This is a genomic window from Pelomicrobium sp. P1, from assembly GCF_052805615.1.
The window spans coordinates 19517-36158 of the sequence record NZ_JBRBEM010000004.1 but is presented as its reverse complement, the minus strand read 5'-3'; the positions used below and the strand labels follow the sequence as shown (position 1 = coordinate 36158).

The following is a 16642-nucleotide window of genomic DNA, read 5'->3' as shown; positions in this document are numbered from 1 at the left end:
CCCCTACCACTCGTAACCTAGTCCCAGCAGCAGCGTCTGGTCCGTGCTCTTGCGTCCTGGCGCGGGATCGTGGTCCCAATCCAGGTTGAGCTGGGCGGTGGCGTTCAGGCCACCCGCCAGCGGCCAGCGCAGGCCAGTCTTGGTGCGCACCACGAGGTCGCCAGCGTCCTCGAGGCTCCCGTCTCCGTCTTGCACGTGGAATAGGGTCATGGGACCGCCCCAGAGCTTGTGCTCGAAGCGGATGAGCCAGCCCGCTGCCGGATAGCTTTCGTCGTCCGTGGCGATCCGGTCTACGTTCACGTGGTTCAGGCCGCCTTGGATCGACAAACGGGTGGTTTCAGTCTCGAACACTTGGTAACCGTAGCCGCCGCCGAAGGTGGAGCGCAGCTTCAGGTCTTTGAATTCGTCATGCTCGAAGGTTGCGCGGGTGTAGAGGAACTGGCGCGGGCGGAAGAACCAGTCGAAGCTGGTGTGCCCCCGCCAGTTGGACGCCGAGGTGCGTCCGTCGTCTTTTTCCTGGTTGGCGTCGCCACCTAGGATATAGCGATAGCGCTTGGCTTGCAGCGTCATCTCGGTTTCCCCGTTGAGCCGCTCCGTGTCCGTATTGCCGCTCGTCTGGGCGGCGGCCAGCTGCACGCGCCCCTTGAAGGTCACGCCCCGTCCAGACTGCTCCGGGGACGGGTTGATGTAGGCGATGCGCTCCAGGGGCATGCCGCGGGCGACCGGGGTATCCTGTCCCTCCAAGGCGACGCGGGATTGCCCGGCGGCCTCGAGCCGTGCTTTCAGGTAGACATCGTCGGTGAGGAGGACTTCCACCGGCTGGTCGGTGGAGATGCCCTCCACCTGGGACCACTGCAGCCGGATCTCGCCGGCATAGTCAGTGCGCAGAATGAGGGTATCATCCGCCTTGCGCACAATGGTACCGGTCAGCCGGTCACCGTTTTTCATCCGGACCTCGTCCGCCCGCGCCGAGGTGACCGTGGCCAGACAGAGGGAGGTCAAAAAACAAGCCGATGCGCGCTTCGTCAAAGAATGCATATTCCTCCACTCTTGTCCAAAACAGCTTATGACAGCGGGCCATCCGAGGTGTAGGGTATGGGTGAATCGCCAAACCCACCTGTACCCGACCGAAGGAGGCCCGTTGTGAGCGCATCATGCAGCATGTTCAGTCACATACTCAAGCTGATTCCGCGCTATCCGAGTTCGAGCGCATGGTCAAGGGAGCCGGCTCCGAACGTGCTGCGAAGGGTTTGTCGAGCTGGAGTCAGTTCGTGGCGATGATGTTCTGCCAGTTGGGCCGCGCCCCCTCGCTGCGGGAGCTCGAAGGTGGGCTGAAGAGCTGCGAAGGCAAGCTCGCCCACCTGGGCATCGAGGCGCCGGCGCGCTCCTCGCTGTTCTACGCCAATGGACATCGCCCCTGGGAGCTGTACGAGAAGGTCTTCTACGCATTGTTCGAGCGGGTGGCTGCCCAGTTCGTCGGCAAGAAGAAGTTCCGCTTCAAGAGCAAGCTGGTGAGCCTGAACTCGACGGTCATCGATCTGTGCCTGTCGATGTTCGACTGGCGAGGTTCCGCCGCTACCCAAGGGGGCGGTCAAGCCGCATCTGGTGCTCGACCACGACGGCTGTCTGCTCACCTACGGGATCATCACCGAGGCAGCCGTCCATGACGTCAAGGTCGCCTGGCGCATTCCCTTCCCGGCTGGCACCATCGTGGTCGATGACCGGGGCTACAACGACTATCGCCTCTTCGCCTACTGGACGGATTCGGCAGTCTTTTTCGTCACCCGCATGAAAGACAACGCCCAGTACGAGGTGGTCGAGGAACGACCCGTCCCGCAGAATCGCAACATCTTCAAGGATCAGAGCATCCGGCTCACCGGCGTGGGCGCCCAGGACAAGTGCCCCCACCTGCTGCGCCGGGTGGAAGCCGTGTGCGAGGACACCGGCGAGCGGCTCGTGTTCCTGACGAACCATCACGGCCTGGGCGCTTGCACCATCGCCGCCATCTACAAGGATCGCTGGCAGGTGGAACTCTTTTTCAAGGCGCTCAAGCAAAACCTGAGACTCAAGACCTTCGTCGGCACCTCGGCCAACGCGGTGAGAATCCAGATCTGGACGGCGCTGATTGCCATGTTGCTGCTGCGCTACCTCCAGCTGATCTCCCGCTTCGGCTGGAGTCTGTCCAATCTGGTGGCGCTGCCGCGCATGAATCTCTTCACCCATCGCGACCTGCGCACCTGGTTGAACGAGCCCTTCGCCGCGCCGCCCAATCTTCAGGCGCAGCCACAAGCGGCGCTCGCCTTCGCCTGATCTTGGACAGCACAAGGAGGCCCGATCTTATTGAGAATTACATAATCTCGTGACATCAGAACAGCTCAGCCTGTTTCCAGAAGGCGGCGATGAGCGAAGTGCGTCGCTGTGCCGATTGGAGCTTGCCGCGTGCGGTGATGGCAAGGTCGGCAATGGAGTTGGGGCAGTAATTCGCCAGGGCGTGGCGCTTGAGCCAGGCCCACAGGTATTCGACCGGATTGAGCTCCGGCGCATAAGGCGGCAGGAAGGCCAGTTCGATCTTGCCCGCCAGGCCATCGACGTAGTCCCGTACCAAGCGGGAACGATGGGCCTTGAGACCATCCCAGATGATCAACAACCGCTGTCCGATCTGTTTGACGAGCGCCTTGAGGAACTCGACGATCTGCGGACCCTTGATCGATCCCTCGTGCAGGCGGAAGTAGGCATTGGTACGGCTCACCCCGGCAATCATCGACAACTGCTTCCAGTTGAAATGGAACTGGATCACCGGCGTCTGCCCCTTGGGCGCCCAGGTGCGAACGCGTGTGGGACGCTCCGACAGCCCCGACTCGTCGATGAAGACGATTACGCGGCCTTCCCGCTGGGCTTTTTTTTGAGCCGAGGCCAAGTGCGCCTCTTCCAGTGCGCCACGGCTTCCTCGTCGCGCTCGATGGCGCGCTTCTCCGGCTTCTGGCTGGAAAAGCCCATGGCGCCCAGAATGCGCCAGACTTGGACCTCGCTGTATCGGATGCCAAAGCGCTTCTCGATCAGCAGGCGCACCCGCTTGAGCGTCCACAAATCGGTGCCGTATCCGCAGGCTACAGGCCCGGCCAGCAAGGCTTCGCGCAGCTCTTCGACCTGCTCGGCGGACATTCGCGACGGGCGTCCGCCCTTGCTCATCATGCACAGCCCATCGATGCCTTTCTCCTGCAATACGCCCAGCCAGCGATATACGGTCTGCCGGGGTGCGCCAACCGCCCTCGCCACTTCCGCAGGCTTCTTGCCCTTCATCAGCAACCGGCCCGCACGCACCCGCCGTTTTGCCGCCTCGTCCATCTTGACCGCCATGCTCCCTCCTCGATGCAATCGCAACATCGATATAACGCATCAGGGAGAAAAAGGTTGTCATGAGGTTACGTAATTCTCAATAGAATCTCGTCGTAACTCGTCCAGAACCCGCGTCAGATCAAGGGGGCACCCTCGCGGTTTCGGCTGCTTTGGACAGCAGTGTTGATTGACCTCAATTCAAATCGACACATAAAATGTATGTCGTCTATGGAATGGCGACAAGCATCCAGAAAATCCAGGTTTTTTGCGCGAGGATCAGAAGGCTGCGCTGAAATCCATCGCTGCGCGCACAGGGCAGAAGCAGTCCGATCTGATCCGGAAGAGCGTCGATCTTCTGATTGACAGGGCGCAGCGCCAGGATGTCGACTGGCGGGAAGCGACGCGCGCGGTCGCGGGAATGTGGAAAGATCGGACGGACCTCGAAAACCTGAGCCAAGAGATTCGCGCTGCGGCCAAGCGGCGATTTGGGTCCGTTTACGAGCGGGCTTGATGCTTCTGGACACCTGTATCGTAATCGACGTGTTGCGCGGGCGAGAGGTGGCGCTAGCGTTCGTGAACGGTTTGCCCGAAGCGCCATCGCTGTCGGCGATCACGGCAACGGGGCTCATCGCAGGTGTCCGCAATGCGCGGGAGCGCCGGCAGATAGAGCGGCTTCTGGAAGTATATAAAATCCATGACATCGGGCTGGAGACAGCAAGTCTCGCCGGCGACTATGTTCGCCAATACGGGCCAAGCCACGGCGTTGATCCGATCGATGCGCTCATTGCCGCGACGGCGAAGAGCGCTAATCTGCAACTAGCAACCCTCAATCTGAAGCATTTTCCCATGCTCAAGGGGTTGAAGCGCCCGTACCGGCCATAGTTTTTCTGGGAATGGCGATCGCCTGCCATTTCGAGGTTCGAAAGCGGCGTCCGGGACCATGACGCAAACGCAGGCCCTCGCGCGCTTTGTCCGCGCCCATCCTCGGCTGCTGGTGCTGACCGGCGCGGGGGTAAGCACCGCCTCCGGCATTCCGGACTACCGGGACGTGGAAGGCCAATGGAAGCGCACGCCACCCTTGAGCCACCAGGAATTCCTGCGCTCCGAGCTGGCCCGCCGACGCTACTGGGCGCGGAGCCTGATCGGCTGGCCCCGCGTCGCAGCCGCCCGACCCAACGCCGCCCACCGGGCCCTCGCCCGCCTGGAATCGGCCGGATGCGTGCACACCCTGCTCACCCAGAACGTGGACGGCCTGCACCAGCGGGCCGGCAGCCGAGGGGTCATCGAGCTGCACGGCAGCCTCGAGCGGGTTCTTTGCCTCGACTGCGGCGAGGTGCTCCCGCGAGCCGCTGTCCAGCGCATACTGGAGGCGCAGAACCCGGCGTTCTTGTCCCTATCGGCCGGGCTGGCTCCGGATGGCGACGCCGACGTGGCGCTTGCCGATTTGGACGATTTTCGCGTCCCCGAGTGCCTCCGCTGCGGCGGCCTGCTCAAGCCGGACGTGGTGTTTTTCGGCGCCGGCGTGCCCCCGGCGCGGGTGGACGCCGCCCTTCAGGCGCTAGCCTCCGCCGACGCGCTGCTGGTGGTGGGCTCTTCCCTCATGGTCTATTCGGGCTACCGGTTCTGTCTCGCCGCCCGGGAAATGGGAAAACCCGTCGCCGCCATCAACCTGGGGCGCACCCGGGCCGACGAACTTCTACAACTGAAGATCGTGGCGCCGTGCGCGGTCGTTCTCGCGGAGCTGGCCCGGGCCTTGTTCCAAGCGCGGGCGGAGTTGTAGAGTGCGCACCGGTGCACCGCTCGGTAGCGCCGGTGCGTTTCGCTTCGCTCTATGCACCCTACCGCTCGCCCTGTGCAATAAAGAGCACACCAGGGTCGAGCATCGTCAGGCGTTTTGGGTCGCTCGGTTGTTAATCCGATGCTCGAATCGGAGGTGAGCCATGAAAGAACGGGAAGTAGCGGTGGTGGTGGGTGTGGGCCCGGGCCTGGGCTGGGCTCTGGTCAAGCGCTTCGCCGCGGCGGGGATGCAGGTGGCCATGGCGGCGCGCGGCAAGGAAAGGCTCGAGGCGTTGCTCCAGCGCGAGCCGCTCACTGGCGTGCGAAGCTACCCGTGCGATGCCACCGACGCGGGGGCCGTGGCGGCCCTCTTCGACCAGGTCGAAAGGGAGCTCGGCCCGCCCGACCTGGTGGTGTTCAACGTCGGCGCCTATCGGCCGGGCGGGATACTGGAGATCGATCCGGCGGACTTCGAGCGCTGCTGGCGCATCGGCTGCCTCGGCGGCTTCCTGGTGGGCCAGGCGGCCGCCCGGGGGATGGTGGAGCGGGGCCGGGGCACGATCCTTTTTACAGGGGCGACCGCGTCGCTACGCGGAAGCAGCGGTTTCGCCAACCTGGCGGTGCCCAAGTTCGGCCTGCGGGCCCTGGCCCAGAGCATGGCCCGGGAGCTGGGGCCCAAGGGCATCCACGTGGCCCACGTGGTGATCGACGGCCAGATCCGCTCCGAGCGCTACGAGCATCTGCTGGCCCAGCGCGGTCCAGACGCCCTGCTAGAGCCGGAGGCGATCGCCGAGGCCTACTACCAGTTGCACCGGCAGCCACGCAGCGCCTGGACTCAGGAACTCGACCTTCGGCCTTGGGTCGAGCGGTTTTGAGCCCGCCACGGAATGAAAGGGCCGCGCTGGACATGATGACGTGAAAAAGGGAGAACCCATGACCGATCCGACCCTTCGCATACTCGGCATCTCCGGCAGCCTCCGGGCCCGATCCTACAACACGGCGGCGCTCAATGCAGCGGCGGAGCTTCTGCCCGCCGGCGCCCGCATGGAATTCGCCGAGATCGGAGACCTGCCCCTCTACAACGAAGATGTGAAGGAAAAAGGTTTCCCACCACCGGCGGCGCGGCTGCGGGAGCAGATCCGGGCGGCGGACGCGCTGCTCATCGTCACCCCCGAGTACAACTATTCGGTGCCGGGCGTGCTCAAGAACGCCATCGACTGGGCCTCCCGTCCGCCGGAGCAGCCGTTCAACGAAAAGCCCATCGCCATCATGGGAGCGAGCCCCGGCATGCTGGGCAGCGCCCGGGCCCAGTACCACCTGCGGCAATGCTTCATTTATCTCAACGCCCACATCCTCAACAGGCCGGAGGTGATGATCTCCCAGGCGCCGAGCCGCTTCGACGAGAACGGCGCGCTCAAAGACGAATCGACCCGGGAACTCATCCGACAGCTCCTGGCGGCGCTGGTGGATTGGACGCGCCGGCTGCGCCGATGACGAAGGATGCGTGGAGCGCAACGCACCGGGTTGGCTTTGAACGGCGCGCTGAAGCGCAATTTTTCCAGACCCTTCAGCCACGGATGAAGAGACCACCCCGGTCCTTATCCGTGGAAATCCGTGCCCGTTCGTGGCTCGCTTTTGCTTAAAGATATGCGTGTCATGGTCCGCATCGAATCGCTGCGCATCGGCCGCGTCCAGCCCCTGGGCGAGGACGGTACCCTGAGCGCCATCGACAAGCGGGAGGTTCCCGGACCGCTGCGAGTGACCTGGACCGGGCTCGTGGGGGACGAGCACGCCAACGCCAAGCACCACGGCGGTCCGGAAAAGGCGCTGCATCACTATCCCCGGGATCACTATCGGGTCTGGCGCGAGGAGCAGCCCCACCTCGCGCCGCGACTCGCCAAGCCGGGGGCCTTCGGCGAGAACGTTTCCACCCTCGGGATCACGGAAGCCGACGTGTGCGTGGGCGACGTGTACCGGATGGGCACGGCGCTCGTCCAGGTCTCCCAGGGCCGGCAGCCGTGCCGCAACCTGAACCTGCGCTTCGGCGAGCCGCGCATGGTGGCGCTGGTGTTGGAATCCCTGCGGGCGGGCTGGTACTACCGGGTGCTGGAGGAAGGATGGGTGCGCTGCGGCGACCCGATCGTGGGGGTGGAACGGCCCTGCCCCCAGTGGTCCGTGCTCCGGGTGTTGCGGGCGCTGTTCGCCCGGGACGCCGACCGCGAGGCGCTCGCCGCCCTGGCGCAGCTTCCCGAGCTCTCGCCCGGTTGGCGGGAGCGGGCGGCGCGGCGATTCGCCGCATGGGTCAATGAAGGGCGCTCTTGATGGGCCTGGTACTCGATAGCAGCGCTACCGTGGTCTGTTTTGCCCCCGATGAGCGACCCCCAAGGCGGTTACCGAAGCTATTGGCTACGGAGGACCCGATCGTTCCTGCGATCCGACTGGAGGAAGTATTGAGCGCCTTGCTGATGATGGTGCGGCGCGGCCCCATTTCCTCGTCCGAGGCCATGGCGCGAATCCAGGACCTCGGTGCGCTGGGAACCGCCATCGACGAGCCCGATTACGGGCGTACCGCGCGCGTGGTCTACCCCTCGCCGAGCGCTACGGCCTGACCGTTTACCATGCCGCCTATCTGGAACTGGCCATGCGCCGGGGACGCGCCGCTGGCGACCCTCGACGAGGCTCTGATCCGGGCGGCGAGGAAGGCGAAGGTCGGGCTGGTCCGGTGAACCGACCAGGGCGGGGCCTCAGCGCTCCGTCCGCGGATCCGGCACGTGGGTGAAGGCGATGCGCATGGGGGCGGCCTCCAGCGCCCCGTGAGCGCCGCCCAAGTAGACCGCGTTTCTGCCGAAGCGGGCATTCAGCCGGTCCACGATCTCGAAGAGCCGCCCCCGGGCGGCGGCCTCGGCGAAGAGTTCCAGGGACTGTCCGCGCGCTTCGGACAGATGAGTCAGAGTGACCCCCACCCCCAGCAAGGGCGGCCGGCGGCGCGGCCGCTTGTCCCACAGCTCCCCCATCGCTTGCGCCAAGGCCAAGGTGTCCTGGGTCGCTTCCAGCCGCCGCCGGCAGTACCAGCGCCCCCCGTCCAGGTAGCGGAGCTGCAACCCTATCCCGCCGGCGAAATAACCCAGGTGGCGCAGCCGCCAGGCGGCCTTCTGCAACAGCCGGTGCAGCACCGCAGCAGCAGCCTCGTCCTTCCGCAGGTCGGGGGGCAGAACATGGGAGTGGCCGATGCTTGCGCGTGCCGTCTCGGGTTCCGGGACCGTCTCGCCCCGCAGTCGGGCGTACATCCGCTCTCCCTCCACGCCGCCCCAGGCCTGGCGCAGGGTCGCGGCGCTCGCCGCGTACAGATCCTCCACGGTGCGGATTCCCGCCGCCGCGAGCCGCACCAGCATGCGCGGCCCGACGCCGTTCAGCTCGCCGAGCTGGAGCCGGTACAGGGCTTGCGGCAGGTCCTTCTCCTGGATCACCGTAAGGCCATCGGGCTTGTCCATCTTGGAGGCGGTCTTGGCCAGGAAGCGGTTGGGGGCGATACCGATGGAGCAGGTGAGGGCTTCCCCCACCTCCCGAACGGCAGCCTTGATTCTGCCCGCGATTTCCCGGGCGCGATCGGGCGCGCACCAGCTCCCGGTCAGCGTGCAGGCCATCTCGTCGATGGAGAGCACCGCATCTACCGGGATACAGGACTCCACCGCCTGCACCAGCCGATGATGGATCTCGATGTAGCGCTCGTGGCGGGCGGGCCGCAGCACGAGGCCCGGGCAGAGTCGCTTCGCCTCGGCCACCCGGGTGCCGGTCTTGATCCCGTGGCGCTTGGCCGCATAGCTCACGGCGATGCAGCAGGTAGTGTCCGCCATTACCGGCACCACCGCCACCGGCCGGCCCCGCAGCGCCGGGTCGTCCTGCTGCTCCACGGAGGCGAAGTAGGCGTCGAAGTCGACGAACAGGGCGCGCAGGGGCATGGCTTGGCTCCGGACCGTCTCTTTTCTGTATATTTATACAGAAACGCGGCTTGGGCAAGCCCGCCCTGGGCCGCGGCTGGAAGGACGGGTCGGGGGCAGTTTCCAGGCTTGAGAGTCGTCGTCCCGGAAGATAGGATCGAAGATCGAGAGGCGTTTTCCCGATGGGCTGCTGTCGACACGAAGGGTGCGGGACCGGGCGGCTCACCCGCCGCCAGGCGGCGGTGTTGAAGCGTTTGCTGGGGATCAACGGCGCCATGTTCGTCGTGGAGCTGGCGGCGGGACTGGCGGCCGGGTCGGTGGCCCTTCTCGCCGACTCCCTGGACATGCTGGGGGACGCCCTGGTTTACGGGGTGAGCCTGCTGGCGGTGACCCGGGGCGAGCGCTGGAAGGCGGGCGCGGCCCTCTTCAAGGGAGCGGTGATGGCGGGCTTCGGCCTGTTCGTCCTGGTCAAGGCGGTCCACGGGATGCTGATCCCCGAGCTTCCCGAGGTGTCCCTGATGGGCAGCGTGGGGCTGCTCGCCCTGGCGGCCAACGGCCTCTGCCTGGCGCTCCTGTGGCGCCACCGGGGGGACGACGTCAACATGCGCTCGGCGTGGCTGTGCTCCCGCAACGACATCGTCGCCAACGTTTCGGTCCTGGGAGCCGCCGGCGCGGTGCTCGTCTTCGGCTCCGCCTGGCCCGACATCGCGGTGGGCCTGGCCCTGGCGGCCCTGTGGCTCGCCTCGTCCCTGGGGGTGATGCGCAGCGCCTCCCGGGCGCTGGCGGCGGCGCGGGTGTAGTTCCTTCTCCTCAGCCGGCGCGCCGCAGGGCTGCCTTTCCGGCGAACCGGGCGGCGGGTCCCAGGGCGGCTTCGATGCGCAAGCCCTCGTTCCACTTGGCCATGCGCTCGGAGCGGGAGAAGGCGCCCACTTTGAGCTGGCCGGCGTCCCAGCCCACGGCGAGATGGACGATGGTCACGTCCTCGGTCTCCCCGGAACGGGCCGAGATGATGGTGCCGAAGCCGGAGCGCTTCGCTGTCTCCAGGGCCGCCCGGGCCGCCGTCACCGTGCCGGCCTGGTTGGGCTTGATGAGGACCGCGTTGCAGGTCTTTTCCCGCGCGGCGGTTTCCACCCGCTCGGCGCTGGTGACCAGGTAGTCGTCCCCCACCACCTGCACCCGGTTGCCCGCCGCCCGGGTGAAGGCCATCATGCCAAGGGCATCGTCCTCGGCCAGAGGGTCCTCCACCGAGACGATGGGATAGCGGTCGATCCAGCCGAGGAGCAGCTCGATCATGCCATCACGGTCCCGTTCCCACCGGTCCAGGGCGAGCCGGTAGTGGCCCTTGGCGCCGAACTGGGAGGCGGCCACGTCCAGGGCGATGGCCACCTCGTCCCCGGGGGTGAAACCGGCCGCCTCGATCGCCCGGGTAAGTGTCTCTAGCGCCTGTTCGTTGGAGTCGAAGGCGGGCCAGTAGCCGCCTTCGTCCGCGACCCCCTGGAGCCGGCCCGCTTCCGCCATAAGCTGCCCCGCCGCCCGATACACTTCCGCCGTCATCTCCAGCGCCTGGGCGTAGGTCCCGGCCCCCAGCGCCACCACCATGAAGTCCTGCACGTCCACCCGGCGGCCCGCGTGGGCCCCGCCGCCGAAGATTTGGATCTGGGGAAGGGGCAGGCGCACCGGCTCGCCTTCCGCCAGGTAGCGCCACAGGGGCTCCCCGTGGGCGGTGGCCGCGGCGTGGAGCACCGCCATGGACACCGCGATGGCGGCATTGCCGCCCAGGCGGGCGAAGTGGGGGCCGCCGTCCAGGCGGGCGAGCTCCCCGTCGATCTCCGCCTGCGCCGCCGCGTCCCGGCCCAGCAGGGCCTGGGCGATGGGGCCCTCCACGTGGGCCACCGCCTGCATTACGTCCAGGCCGCCGAAGCGGGGACCGCCGTCCCGCAGGTCCACCGCCTCCCGGGTGCCTCGGGAGGCGCCGGCCGGGGCGATGGCCCGCCCCGTCGCGCCGCAGGCGAGGTGCACTTCCGCTTCCACGGTAGGGCGCCCGCGGGAGTCCCACACCCGGCGGGCTTGCAGGCGGGTGATGGTGGTGTCGGTCATGATCGATCCGGGGGCGGCGCCGGATTGAAATCGCAGCCGGCTTGTTCCTCCGCCCGGATGGAAAAGTTTGCGCGTCCCGGGGCGAGCTCGGCCGTCCAGGCGTCCCGTATTTCTCTCAAGCGGCGCGCGGGCCGGAAGAAAAACGAGCGGGCCACGCGCCGCACCCGGGCCTTGTCCCTCTCCTCGGTCACATATTCCACGGGGGACTTCCCGTCCACCCGGGCGAGAAACAACGCCGGCAGGAGCTGGGCGGCCCGGGACTCCAGCTCGCTTCGCGGTTCCCAGGTGACGCCACGAAGATAGGCGTCCGCCAGGGCATCGAAGCAGGCGAGGTAGCGGTCCCGCCACTTACGCCGCCACAGGCACTTGAGGAGCAGGTGGTTCAGGCAGAAGGCGAGATCGAAGGCCGGGTCGCCGTACCAGGCGCATTCCGCGTCGAGAAAGACCGGTCCCTTGGGACCCACCAGGATGTTCTTGGGGCTCACGTCTCCGTGCACCAGGGTCCGCCGGGTCACGGCGGTCGCTTCGGCCAGCTCGGTGAGGGCGCAGCCAATGTCAGGGTGCCGCTGCGCCGTGGCGACGAGATAGGGCTCCAGGCGGATCGGGAAAAAGATGTGATCGGTGGCGAAGCGCCGGGCGATCTCCCCGTCCCCCGCCGTCGCGGCGTGGATCGCCACCAGGCGGCGGGCCACTTCCCGCGCGGTGGTTTCTTCGATCACGCCGTCGCGAAGCTGCGCCTTCCACACCGGATGGATCGCCGGGTCCAGGTATTCCATGGCGAAGGCGCCGCTTTCCTCATCGCGCCCGAAAAGCTGCGGTACTGCCTCGGGAACGATTTTCGCCGCCACCTGCATCCACTCGTATTCCCAGCGGTTGCGCTCCACCGGGGCGAGCCACTCGGCCGCTGTCTTGAGCCTGGGGAGCGCCCGCTTGATGCACGCGGGGCCGGCGGGCAGATCGACCCGATAGATGTCCGAGGACACGCCCCCGCCCAGGGGGACGAGGGGCGGGCGCTCGCCGGGCCCCATGAGCCCCATGCGCACCAGGGCGGCATGGATCGCGTCCTGGGACGGCGCGGCTCGAAGGGGAGCGTCCGGATGCATGGCCGTCAGCGGCTGAGGTCGGGGCCGGGACAGGGATGGGTGCAAGACCAAGATAACCGACGACCCCGCACTCAACAAGCCCGGAATGCTTCCTCACGGCTGTTGCCGATCCCCAACGCTCTAACCCCTTCGATTCTTTCGCCTTTGCCTTGGAGAAGGGAAAAGCTGTTGCTTCGCAGCGACAACCGGACCCCCATGTCCCCCGGAACCCGGGATCGTGAAGCGCCTGGAGCAGGAGATTTATCTTTGAATCGACAGGGTTTCCGTCCCCTGGGCACGGCGCTTGCACGAGGCACGGTACGGGGCCGTTGCCACGTTCCGCCTTAGCGCAACGCGGGATGGCCGGGGTTTACAACGCCAAGGTCAATGGAGGCCTTTATGAAGACCCTGTCGAAGCTTGTTGCCGTGTCAGCGGTTGCCCTGCTGCTTTCCGCTTGCGGAAAGCAAGAGGAAACCGCCACCACGGGCGAGGCCGCGACGCCGCCCGCCGAGTCCTCGGGTCAGGGAACCGGCGTTGCCGGATTGCCCCCGTCAACCCCGTCCGCCCAGGACAGCCCGGCGGGTGGCGGAACTCCCCCCGAATACGGCGGTGGTACCCCGTCCGCAGGCGGGACGGTTTCGTCCTCGGGCGGCGCCATGACCCCCGAGCAGGAGAAAGAGAGGAGCGAGGTCAAGTAACTTTTCGCCCCGCCCTCGCTTTTCGGAAGCGCCTATCCGCATTCCAGGCGAATGCGGGTGCGGGAGCCCTCAGGCCGGGCCTCCCAGCGTAGCGGCAGGAACTGCTGGAGCAGCCAGAGGGCGGTGGCCGCGTGGGCGGTGAGGGCCCGGGCGTAGAAGCTGGAGATCCCGCCCGCGAGGGCCAGGTACACGAGCACCTGGTCCGAGGCGTGCAGGTCCAGCGTTGCCCCGCAGGCGAGCTCCTGGATGAGCGCTTGTGCGGCCGTGCTTCCCAGCCGCTCGGCAGGCACGCCCCGCTGGGCGACGGCGGAGGCGCCGAGCCGCGTATGGGCGGTTTCTGCTACCAACACCAGGGCGCCACCGGAGCCCAGGGCTTCTTCCGCGCCCAAGAGCTTCTCCTCCAGCTCCACCGGCTGTCCCAACTGGGGGCCCAACTGGGCCCGGGCGGCGCGGTCCATGCGCTCCAGCACGTGCCGGGGAAGCCCGGCCACATGGGCGTAGCCGCGCAGCGCCTGCAGCGGTCCCGGCCCCTCGAGGACCAGGAACCCGAGACGACCCGGGCGCACCTCCACCGCCACTTCGCCGCCTCCGCGCGGGTAATAGCCTCGCCGCAGGCACTCTACCTTCGCCTCGACGCCCAACGCCCCTAGAATGGGAAGCAGCACCCAGCGCAGGTAGTCCAGGGGCGGCGAGGCAGGCACGTCGGTCCCGCCCGTGATGCGAAAAGCGCTCGGGCAAGGGGCGCTCACCGCCACCGGCAGCAGAGCCTGGAGCACGAGGGTGATGCTGCCGGCGGTGCCCACGGCGAACCGGTATTCCCCGCCCCGGAGCGCTCCGAGCCGAAAGGCGATTTCCATCGAGCCGATCCGATCCCCCTCGAGTTCCCCTTGGGCCAGGGCAGCCACGGCGCGGATCGCGGTCAGATGCTGGGCGGCGAGGCCCGGGGTGCGCCGGCGCGCGCGAATCCCCCGGATGCGCACGCCGCGACCGGTCACGGCCGCGAGGGCGACGGCCGTGCGCACGAGCTGGCCGCCGCCTTCGCCGTAGGATCCGTCGATCTCCAGCATACGGGCCTGGAGTGTGGGGCAAGGACTCCGGGGCAGCAAGCCGTTTCCTTGCCTTGAGCTGCACTAGAATGTTGCTCGTTCTCTTCCCCTGGCGGATGGGCGGATGGCGCGCATTCTTTACTTCGCTTCCCTGGTGGACGCCCTTGGCAAAAGTTCCGAAGAGCTGCCGGTGCCTCCTTCCGGTGTTCCCGTGGGAATGCTGCTGGCGCGGCTGCGGGCGCGGGGCAGCCCCTGGAGCGTTCACCTGCGGGAGGACCGGGTGCAGGTCACGATCAACAAGCAGTTCGTTGAGCTGGACGCCCTGGTGACCGACGGGGACGACGTGGCCATCGTGCCCGCGCGCCGCGGGTAGCCCTTCTCTCTCCGGCCGCTCTGGGCGATGCCCTGACCGCAGGGTTTCCCGTCCGCGTTATCGCGACGACTTTTCCGCTCTCATTCCTGCCCGTCTCCGGCGCGGGATGACCACTCCCGGACTGCCGCCGTTGACAAGCCAAAGAATGAGAAGTATTCTCATTCGCATGATGGAACAAGGACACGCTGGGAGACCTGCGGGCCAGCAGCCCCTTTCGATGACGGCTGCCCCGGCAGAGGAGGGCAAGCCCCGGCGCGCCACCAGCGACGAGCTCCTGGGCCGGGCTGGGGAACTCATCATCGTGCACGGGGAGCGGGAGTACCGCCTGCGGCGCACCGCCAACGGCAAGCTCATCCTGACGGCGTGAGGAAAGGTGGTGCCGTGTCCCACACTGCCGTCGAGGCTTCTCTCATGGGTGAGGCGTGGCGCGCCGAGGGTCTGGTACGGGGACTCGTCCTGCTCCTGGTGGCCGCGCTCCACGGGCTTGCGCTGTGGGCCTTGTGGTCCTACGCGCCGGTGCGGGCAGCGCTGGAGACCACGGTGACGCTCATGGTGAGCCTGGTCGAGCCGCAGCCGAGGCCGGCACCGCCGAAGGAGGCGCCCAAGCCCGAGCCCTTGCCGGTTAAGCCGAAGCCGAAACCCAAGGAGAAGCCTGAGCCCCAGCCGGTGAAGGCGCCCGAGCCGCCGCTGCTGGCAGTGCCCGAGGAGGTGCCTGCCCCCGTGGCCCCGCCGGTGGAAGTACCGGTGGCGAAGGCCCCCGAGTCGCCGCCGGTCAAGGCGCCGCCCGCTGCGCCCGTGGAGGCGCCCCCGGCGCCGCCGCCCCCGCCGCTGGTCCCGCCGCGCTTCGACGCGGACTACCTCTTGAATCCTCCGCCCGAGTACCCGGCCCTCTCCCGCCGGCTGGGGGAGGAGGGCCAGGTGGTGCTGCGGGTGCGGGTGAGCGCGGAGGGGCTGCCCCTTGCCGTGGAGGTGAGGCGCTCAAGCGGTTTTGCGCGCCTGGACGAGGCTGCCGCGGCCGCGGTCAAGCGCTGGAAGTTCGTGCCGGCGCGCCGGGGCGAGACGCCGGTCGAGGCGCAGGTGCTCATTCCGATTTCCTTTACGTTGCGGGGTTGACCGATGCACGAATCCTTGGGCTTTGCCCACTTTCTCGCCCAGGCGGATGCGGTGGCGAAATTCATCCTGGCGCTGCTCGTCCTGATGTCGGCCGCCTCCTGGTATCTCATCCTCACCAAGGCGGTCGCCTACGCCCTCGTGCGCCGCCACAGCCGGCGCTTTCTCGAGCGCTTCTGGACGGCGGAGAGCTTGGCGGCGGTGGAGGAGGGATTGCGCCAGGCAGGGGCCCACGATCCCTTCTCGCGGCTCGTGCAGCAGGGCCTCGCGGCCTGCGATCAGTACCGCCGCCGGGACCAGGCGCGCCTCATCGAGACGGGCTCGGCCGACGAATTCCTGACCCGGGCGCTGCGGCGGGTGATCGAGCGGGAGACCGCCCGGGCGGAGTCGGGGCTCACGTTCCTCGCTTCGGTGGGCTCGAGCGCCCCCTTCATCGGCCTCTTCGGCACCGTGTGGGGGATCTACCACGCGCTCCTCGCCATCGGCCTCTCCGGCCAGGGTACGCTGGACAAAGTGGCGGGACCCGTGGGAGAGGCCCTCATCATGACCGCCCTGGGGCTGGCGGTGGCCATCCCCGCCGTGCTCGCCTACAACGCCTTCACCCGCGCTAACCGGGTCCTGCTCTCGGAGCTGGATGGCTTCGCCCACGACGTCTTCGCTTTCATGGTGACCGGGGTGCGCGCCGCCGACGCCCGCGGCCGCAGCCCGACCGAGGCGCGCCCAGCCGTTCGCCCGGTGGCGGCCGCCCAAGGGGGGGGCTGAGATGGTCTTCGGCGGCTTTCAAAGCGGCGGGCCCAGCCAGCCAGTGAGCGAGATCAATATGATCCCGCTGATCGACGTCATGCTGGTCTTGCTCATCATCTTCATCATCACCGCGCCGCTGCTCACCCACGCGGTGAAGATCGACCTGCCGAAAGCCTCGAGCCACGTGAACATCACCCGGCCCGAGCACGTGCAGCTCGGCATCCGCTCGACGGGGGAAATATTCTGGAACGGCGAGCAAATCGATCGCTTCGCACTGCGCCAGCGGCTCGAGGAGGCCGCGCGCCTTGCGCCCCAGCCCGAGCTGCACCTGCGGGCGGACGCAGCCAGCGAATACCGCCAGGTGGCCGAAGTCCTGTCGCTGGCGGCCAAGGCGGGGCTCACCCGCATCGGGTTCGTGACCGACCCCAGAGAGCCTTAGCC

At 67.5% G+C, this 16642-nt stretch carries 22 protein-coding genes; 16 read left to right on the top strand and 6 right to left on the bottom strand.

Annotation, left to right across the window (positions count from 1 at the left end):
- Window positions 1–3: 3 nt before the first annotated feature.
- Complete coding sequence (locus ACUVYZ_RS05515) at window positions 4–948, bottom strand: DUF481 domain-containing protein (RefSeq protein WP_439933356.1); 945 nt, start codon at window positions 946–948, stop codon at window positions 4–6.
- Between the two features lie 206 nt (window positions 949–1154).
- Between ACUVYZ_RS05515 and ACUVYZ_RS05510 the strand changes: the two genes are divergently transcribed.
- Entirely contained in the window at window positions 1155–1667 is a 513-nt protein-coding gene (locus tag ACUVYZ_RS05510; protein ID WP_439933357.1) for a DUF4372 domain-containing protein, read from the top strand.
- Complete coding sequence (locus tag ACUVYZ_RS05505) at window positions 1606–2310, top strand: IS4 family transposase (RefSeq protein WP_439933358.1); 705 nt, start codon at window positions 1606–1608, stop codon at window positions 2308–2310. The genes ACUVYZ_RS05510 and ACUVYZ_RS05505 overlap by 62 nt, the downstream gene beginning before the upstream one ends.
- Before the next feature lie 55 nt (window positions 2311–2365).
- On the opposite strand, the gene ACUVYZ_RS05500 is transcribed toward ACUVYZ_RS05505, so the two are convergent.
- A protein-coding gene (locus ACUVYZ_RS05500) for an IS630 family transposase (protein ID WP_439933359.1) occupies window positions 2366–3357 on the bottom strand; the annotation gives its coding sequence in 2 pieces (ribosomal slippage) (window positions 2366–2895 and window positions 2895–3357; 993 coding nt in all).
- Window positions 3358–3601: 244 nt separating this feature from the next.
- Here ACUVYZ_RS05500 and ACUVYZ_RS05495 point away from each other — a divergent pair.
- The 7 genes from ACUVYZ_RS05495 (at window position 3602) to ACUVYZ_RS05465 (ending at window position 7721) form a co-directional block, all read left to right on the top strand.
- Entirely contained in the window at window positions 3602–3847 is a 246-nt protein-coding gene (locus ACUVYZ_RS05495) for a hypothetical protein (protein ID WP_439933360.1), read from the top strand.
- Window positions 3847–4218: a type II toxin-antitoxin system VapC family toxin gene (locus ACUVYZ_RS05490; RefSeq protein WP_439933361.1), complete on the top strand. Its 372-nt coding sequence runs from the start codon at window positions 3847–3849 to the stop codon at window positions 4216–4218. The genes ACUVYZ_RS05495 and ACUVYZ_RS05490 overlap by 1 nt, the downstream gene beginning before the upstream one ends.
- 22 nt (window positions 4219–4240) lie before the next feature.
- Window positions 4241–5116 carry an NAD-dependent protein deacetylase gene (locus ACUVYZ_RS05485; protein ID WP_439933412.1) on the top strand — a complete coding sequence of 292 codons (876 nt, stop codon included), beginning with the start codon at window positions 4241–4243 and terminating at the stop codon, window positions 5114–5116.
- Between the two features lie 160 nt (window positions 5117–5276).
- On the top strand, window positions 5277–5987 hold the full coding sequence (locus ACUVYZ_RS05480) for an SDR family NAD(P)-dependent oxidoreductase (protein ID WP_439933362.1): 711 nt from the start codon (window positions 5277–5279) through the stop codon (window positions 5985–5987).
- 58 nt (window positions 5988–6045) lie between these two features.
- Window positions 6046–6606 (top strand): NADPH-dependent FMN reductase, encoded by a 561-nt coding sequence (locus tag ACUVYZ_RS05475; RefSeq protein ID WP_439933363.1) that lies wholly within the window; start codon window positions 6046–6048, stop codon window positions 6604–6606.
- A gap of 162 nt (window positions 6607–6768) precedes the next feature.
- Window positions 6769–7434 carry an MOSC domain-containing protein gene (locus tag ACUVYZ_RS05470; protein ID WP_439933364.1) on the top strand — a complete coding sequence of 222 codons (666 nt, stop codon included), beginning with the start codon at window positions 6769–6771 and terminating at the stop codon, window positions 7432–7434.
- An 80-nt stretch (window positions 7435–7514) separates the two neighbouring features.
- Complete coding sequence (locus ACUVYZ_RS05465; protein ID WP_446033041.1) at window positions 7515–7721, top strand: hypothetical protein; 207 nt, start codon at window positions 7515–7517, stop codon at window positions 7719–7721.
- A gap of 135 nt (window positions 7722–7856) precedes the next feature.
- On the opposite strand, the gene ACUVYZ_RS05460 is transcribed toward ACUVYZ_RS05465, so the two are convergent.
- Entirely contained in the window at window positions 7857–9071 is a 1215-nt protein-coding gene (locus ACUVYZ_RS05460) for a DNA polymerase Y family protein (RefSeq protein WP_439933366.1), read from the bottom strand.
- A 161-nt stretch (window positions 9072–9232) separates the two neighbouring features.
- On the opposite strand from ACUVYZ_RS05460, the gene ACUVYZ_RS05455 reads away from it, so the two are divergent.
- Window positions 9233–9850, top strand: a complete 618-nt coding sequence (locus ACUVYZ_RS05455; protein WP_439933367.1) for a cation transporter — start codon at window positions 9233–9235, stop codon at window positions 9848–9850.
- Between the two features lie 10 nt (window positions 9851–9860).
- On the opposite strand, the gene eno is transcribed toward ACUVYZ_RS05455, so the two are convergent.
- Together eno and ACUVYZ_RS05445 are read right to left on the bottom strand one after the other, a co-directional pair.
- Window positions 9861–11147: a phosphopyruvate hydratase gene (eno, locus tag ACUVYZ_RS05450; protein ID WP_439933368.1), complete on the bottom strand. Its 1287-nt coding sequence runs from the start codon at window positions 11145–11147 to the stop codon at window positions 9861–9863.
- Window positions 11144–12250, bottom strand: coding sequence for a phosphotransferase family protein (locus ACUVYZ_RS05445; RefSeq protein WP_439933369.1), 1107 nt, complete (start codon window positions 12248–12250; stop codon window positions 11144–11146). The genes eno and ACUVYZ_RS05445 overlap by 4 nt, the downstream gene beginning before the upstream one ends.
- A gap of 378 nt (window positions 12251–12628) precedes the next feature.
- On the opposite strand from ACUVYZ_RS05445, the gene ACUVYZ_RS05440 reads away from it, so the two are divergent.
- The gene (locus tag ACUVYZ_RS05440; protein WP_439933370.1) at window positions 12629–12928 is read left to right on the top strand and encodes a hypothetical protein; all 300 of its coding nucleotides are present in this window, start codon (window positions 12629–12631) and stop codon (window positions 12926–12928) included.
- Between the two features lie 32 nt (window positions 12929–12960).
- Here ACUVYZ_RS05440 and rtcA read toward each other — a convergent pair whose 3' ends face one another.
- Complete coding sequence (gene rtcA, locus ACUVYZ_RS05435) at window positions 12961–13995, bottom strand: RNA 3'-terminal phosphate cyclase (RefSeq protein WP_439933371.1); 1035 nt, start codon at window positions 13993–13995, stop codon at window positions 12961–12963.
- A gap of 103 nt (window positions 13996–14098) precedes the next feature.
- Here rtcA and ACUVYZ_RS05430 point away from each other — a divergent pair, with 103 nt between their 5' ends.
- The 5 genes from ACUVYZ_RS05430 to ACUVYZ_RS05410 all read left to right on the top strand — a co-directional run bounded on the left by ACUVYZ_RS05430 (window position 14099) and on the right by ACUVYZ_RS05410 (window position 16640).
- Complete coding sequence (locus ACUVYZ_RS05430; protein WP_439933372.1) at window positions 14099–14347, top strand: MoaD/ThiS family protein; 249 nt, start codon at window positions 14099–14101, stop codon at window positions 14345–14347.
- Between the two features lie 217 nt (window positions 14348–14564).
- Complete coding sequence (gene hemP / locus ACUVYZ_RS05425; protein WP_439933373.1) at window positions 14565–14714, top strand: hemin uptake protein HemP; 150 nt, start codon at window positions 14565–14567, stop codon at window positions 14712–14714.
- Between the two features lie 44 nt (window positions 14715–14758).
- Window positions 14759–15460: an energy transducer TonB gene (locus ACUVYZ_RS05420; RefSeq protein WP_446033040.1), complete on the top strand. Its 702-nt coding sequence runs from the start codon at window positions 14759–14761 to the stop codon at window positions 15458–15460.
- A 3-nt stretch (window positions 15461–15463) separates the two neighbouring features.
- Window positions 15464–16219, top strand: a complete 756-nt coding sequence (locus tag ACUVYZ_RS05415; RefSeq protein WP_439933375.1) for a MotA/TolQ/ExbB proton channel family protein — start codon at window positions 15464–15466, stop codon at window positions 16217–16219.
- Window position 16220: 1 nt separating this feature from the next.
- Window positions 16221–16640, top strand: coding sequence for an ExbD/TolR family protein (locus ACUVYZ_RS05410; RefSeq protein ID WP_439933376.1), 420 nt, complete (start codon window positions 16221–16223; stop codon window positions 16638–16640).
- The last annotated feature ends 2 nt before the right edge of the window (window positions 16641–16642 follow it).

Bases quoted from the DNA above. Each gene is read 5' to 3' on its own strand.
- ACUVYZ_RS05430 (WP_439933372.1), top strand. From the start codon at position 14,099: ATGGCGCGCATTCTTTACTTCGCTTCCCTGGTGGACGCCCTTGGCAAA.
- ACUVYZ_RS05455 (WP_439933367.1), top strand. From the start codon at position 9,233: ATGGGCTGCTGTCGACACGAAGGGTGCGGGACCGGGCGGCTCACCCGC.
- ACUVYZ_RS05415 (WP_439933375.1), top strand. From the start codon at position 15,464: ATGCACGAATCCTTGGGCTTTGCCCACTTTCTCGCCCAGGCGGATGCG.
- ACUVYZ_RS05515 (WP_439933356.1), bottom strand. From the start codon at position 948: ATGAAAAACGGTGACCGGCTGACCGGTACCATTGTGCGCAAGGCGGAT.
- ACUVYZ_RS05420 (WP_446033040.1), top strand. From the start codon at position 14,759: ATGGGTGAGGCGTGGCGCGCCGAGGGTCTGGTACGGGGACTCGTCCTG.
- ACUVYZ_RS05440 (WP_439933370.1), top strand. From the start codon at position 12,629: ATGAAGACCCTGTCGAAGCTTGTTGCCGTGTCAGCGGTTGCCCTGCTG.
- ACUVYZ_RS05470 (WP_439933364.1), top strand. From the start codon at position 6,769: ATGGTCCGCATCGAATCGCTGCGCATCGGCCGCGTCCAGCCCCTGGGC.
- ACUVYZ_RS05510 (WP_439933357.1), top strand. From the start codon at position 1,155: ATGCAGCATGTTCAGTCACATACTCAAGCTGATTCCGCGCTATCCGAG.
- ACUVYZ_RS05460 (WP_439933366.1), bottom strand. From the start codon at position 9,071: ATGCCCCTGCGCGCCCTGTTCGTCGACTTCGACGCCTACTTCGCCTCC.
- ACUVYZ_RS05445 (WP_439933369.1), bottom strand. From the start codon at position 12,250: ATGCATCCGGACGCTCCCCTTCGAGCCGCGCCGTCCCAGGACGCGATC.
- eno (WP_439933368.1), bottom strand. From the start codon at position 11,147: ATGACCGACACCACCATCACCCGCCTGCAAGCCCGCCGGGTGTGGGAC.
- rtcA (WP_439933371.1), bottom strand. From the start codon at position 13,995: ATGCTGGAGATCGACGGATCCTACGGCGAAGGCGGCGGCCAGCTCGTG.
- ACUVYZ_RS05490 (WP_439933361.1), top strand. From the start codon at position 3,847: ATGCTTCTGGACACCTGTATCGTAATCGACGTGTTGCGCGGGCGAGAG.
- hemP (WP_439933373.1), top strand. From the start codon at position 14,565: ATGACGGCTGCCCCGGCAGAGGAGGGCAAGCCCCGGCGCGCCACCAGC.
- ACUVYZ_RS05410 (WP_439933376.1), top strand. From the start codon at position 16,221: ATGGTCTTCGGCGGCTTTCAAAGCGGCGGGCCCAGCCAGCCAGTGAGC.
- ACUVYZ_RS05475 (WP_439933363.1), top strand. From the start codon at position 6,046: ATGACCGATCCGACCCTTCGCATACTCGGCATCTCCGGCAGCCTCCGG.
- ACUVYZ_RS05480 (WP_439933362.1), top strand. From the start codon at position 5,277: ATGAAAGAACGGGAAGTAGCGGTGGTGGTGGGTGTGGGCCCGGGCCTG.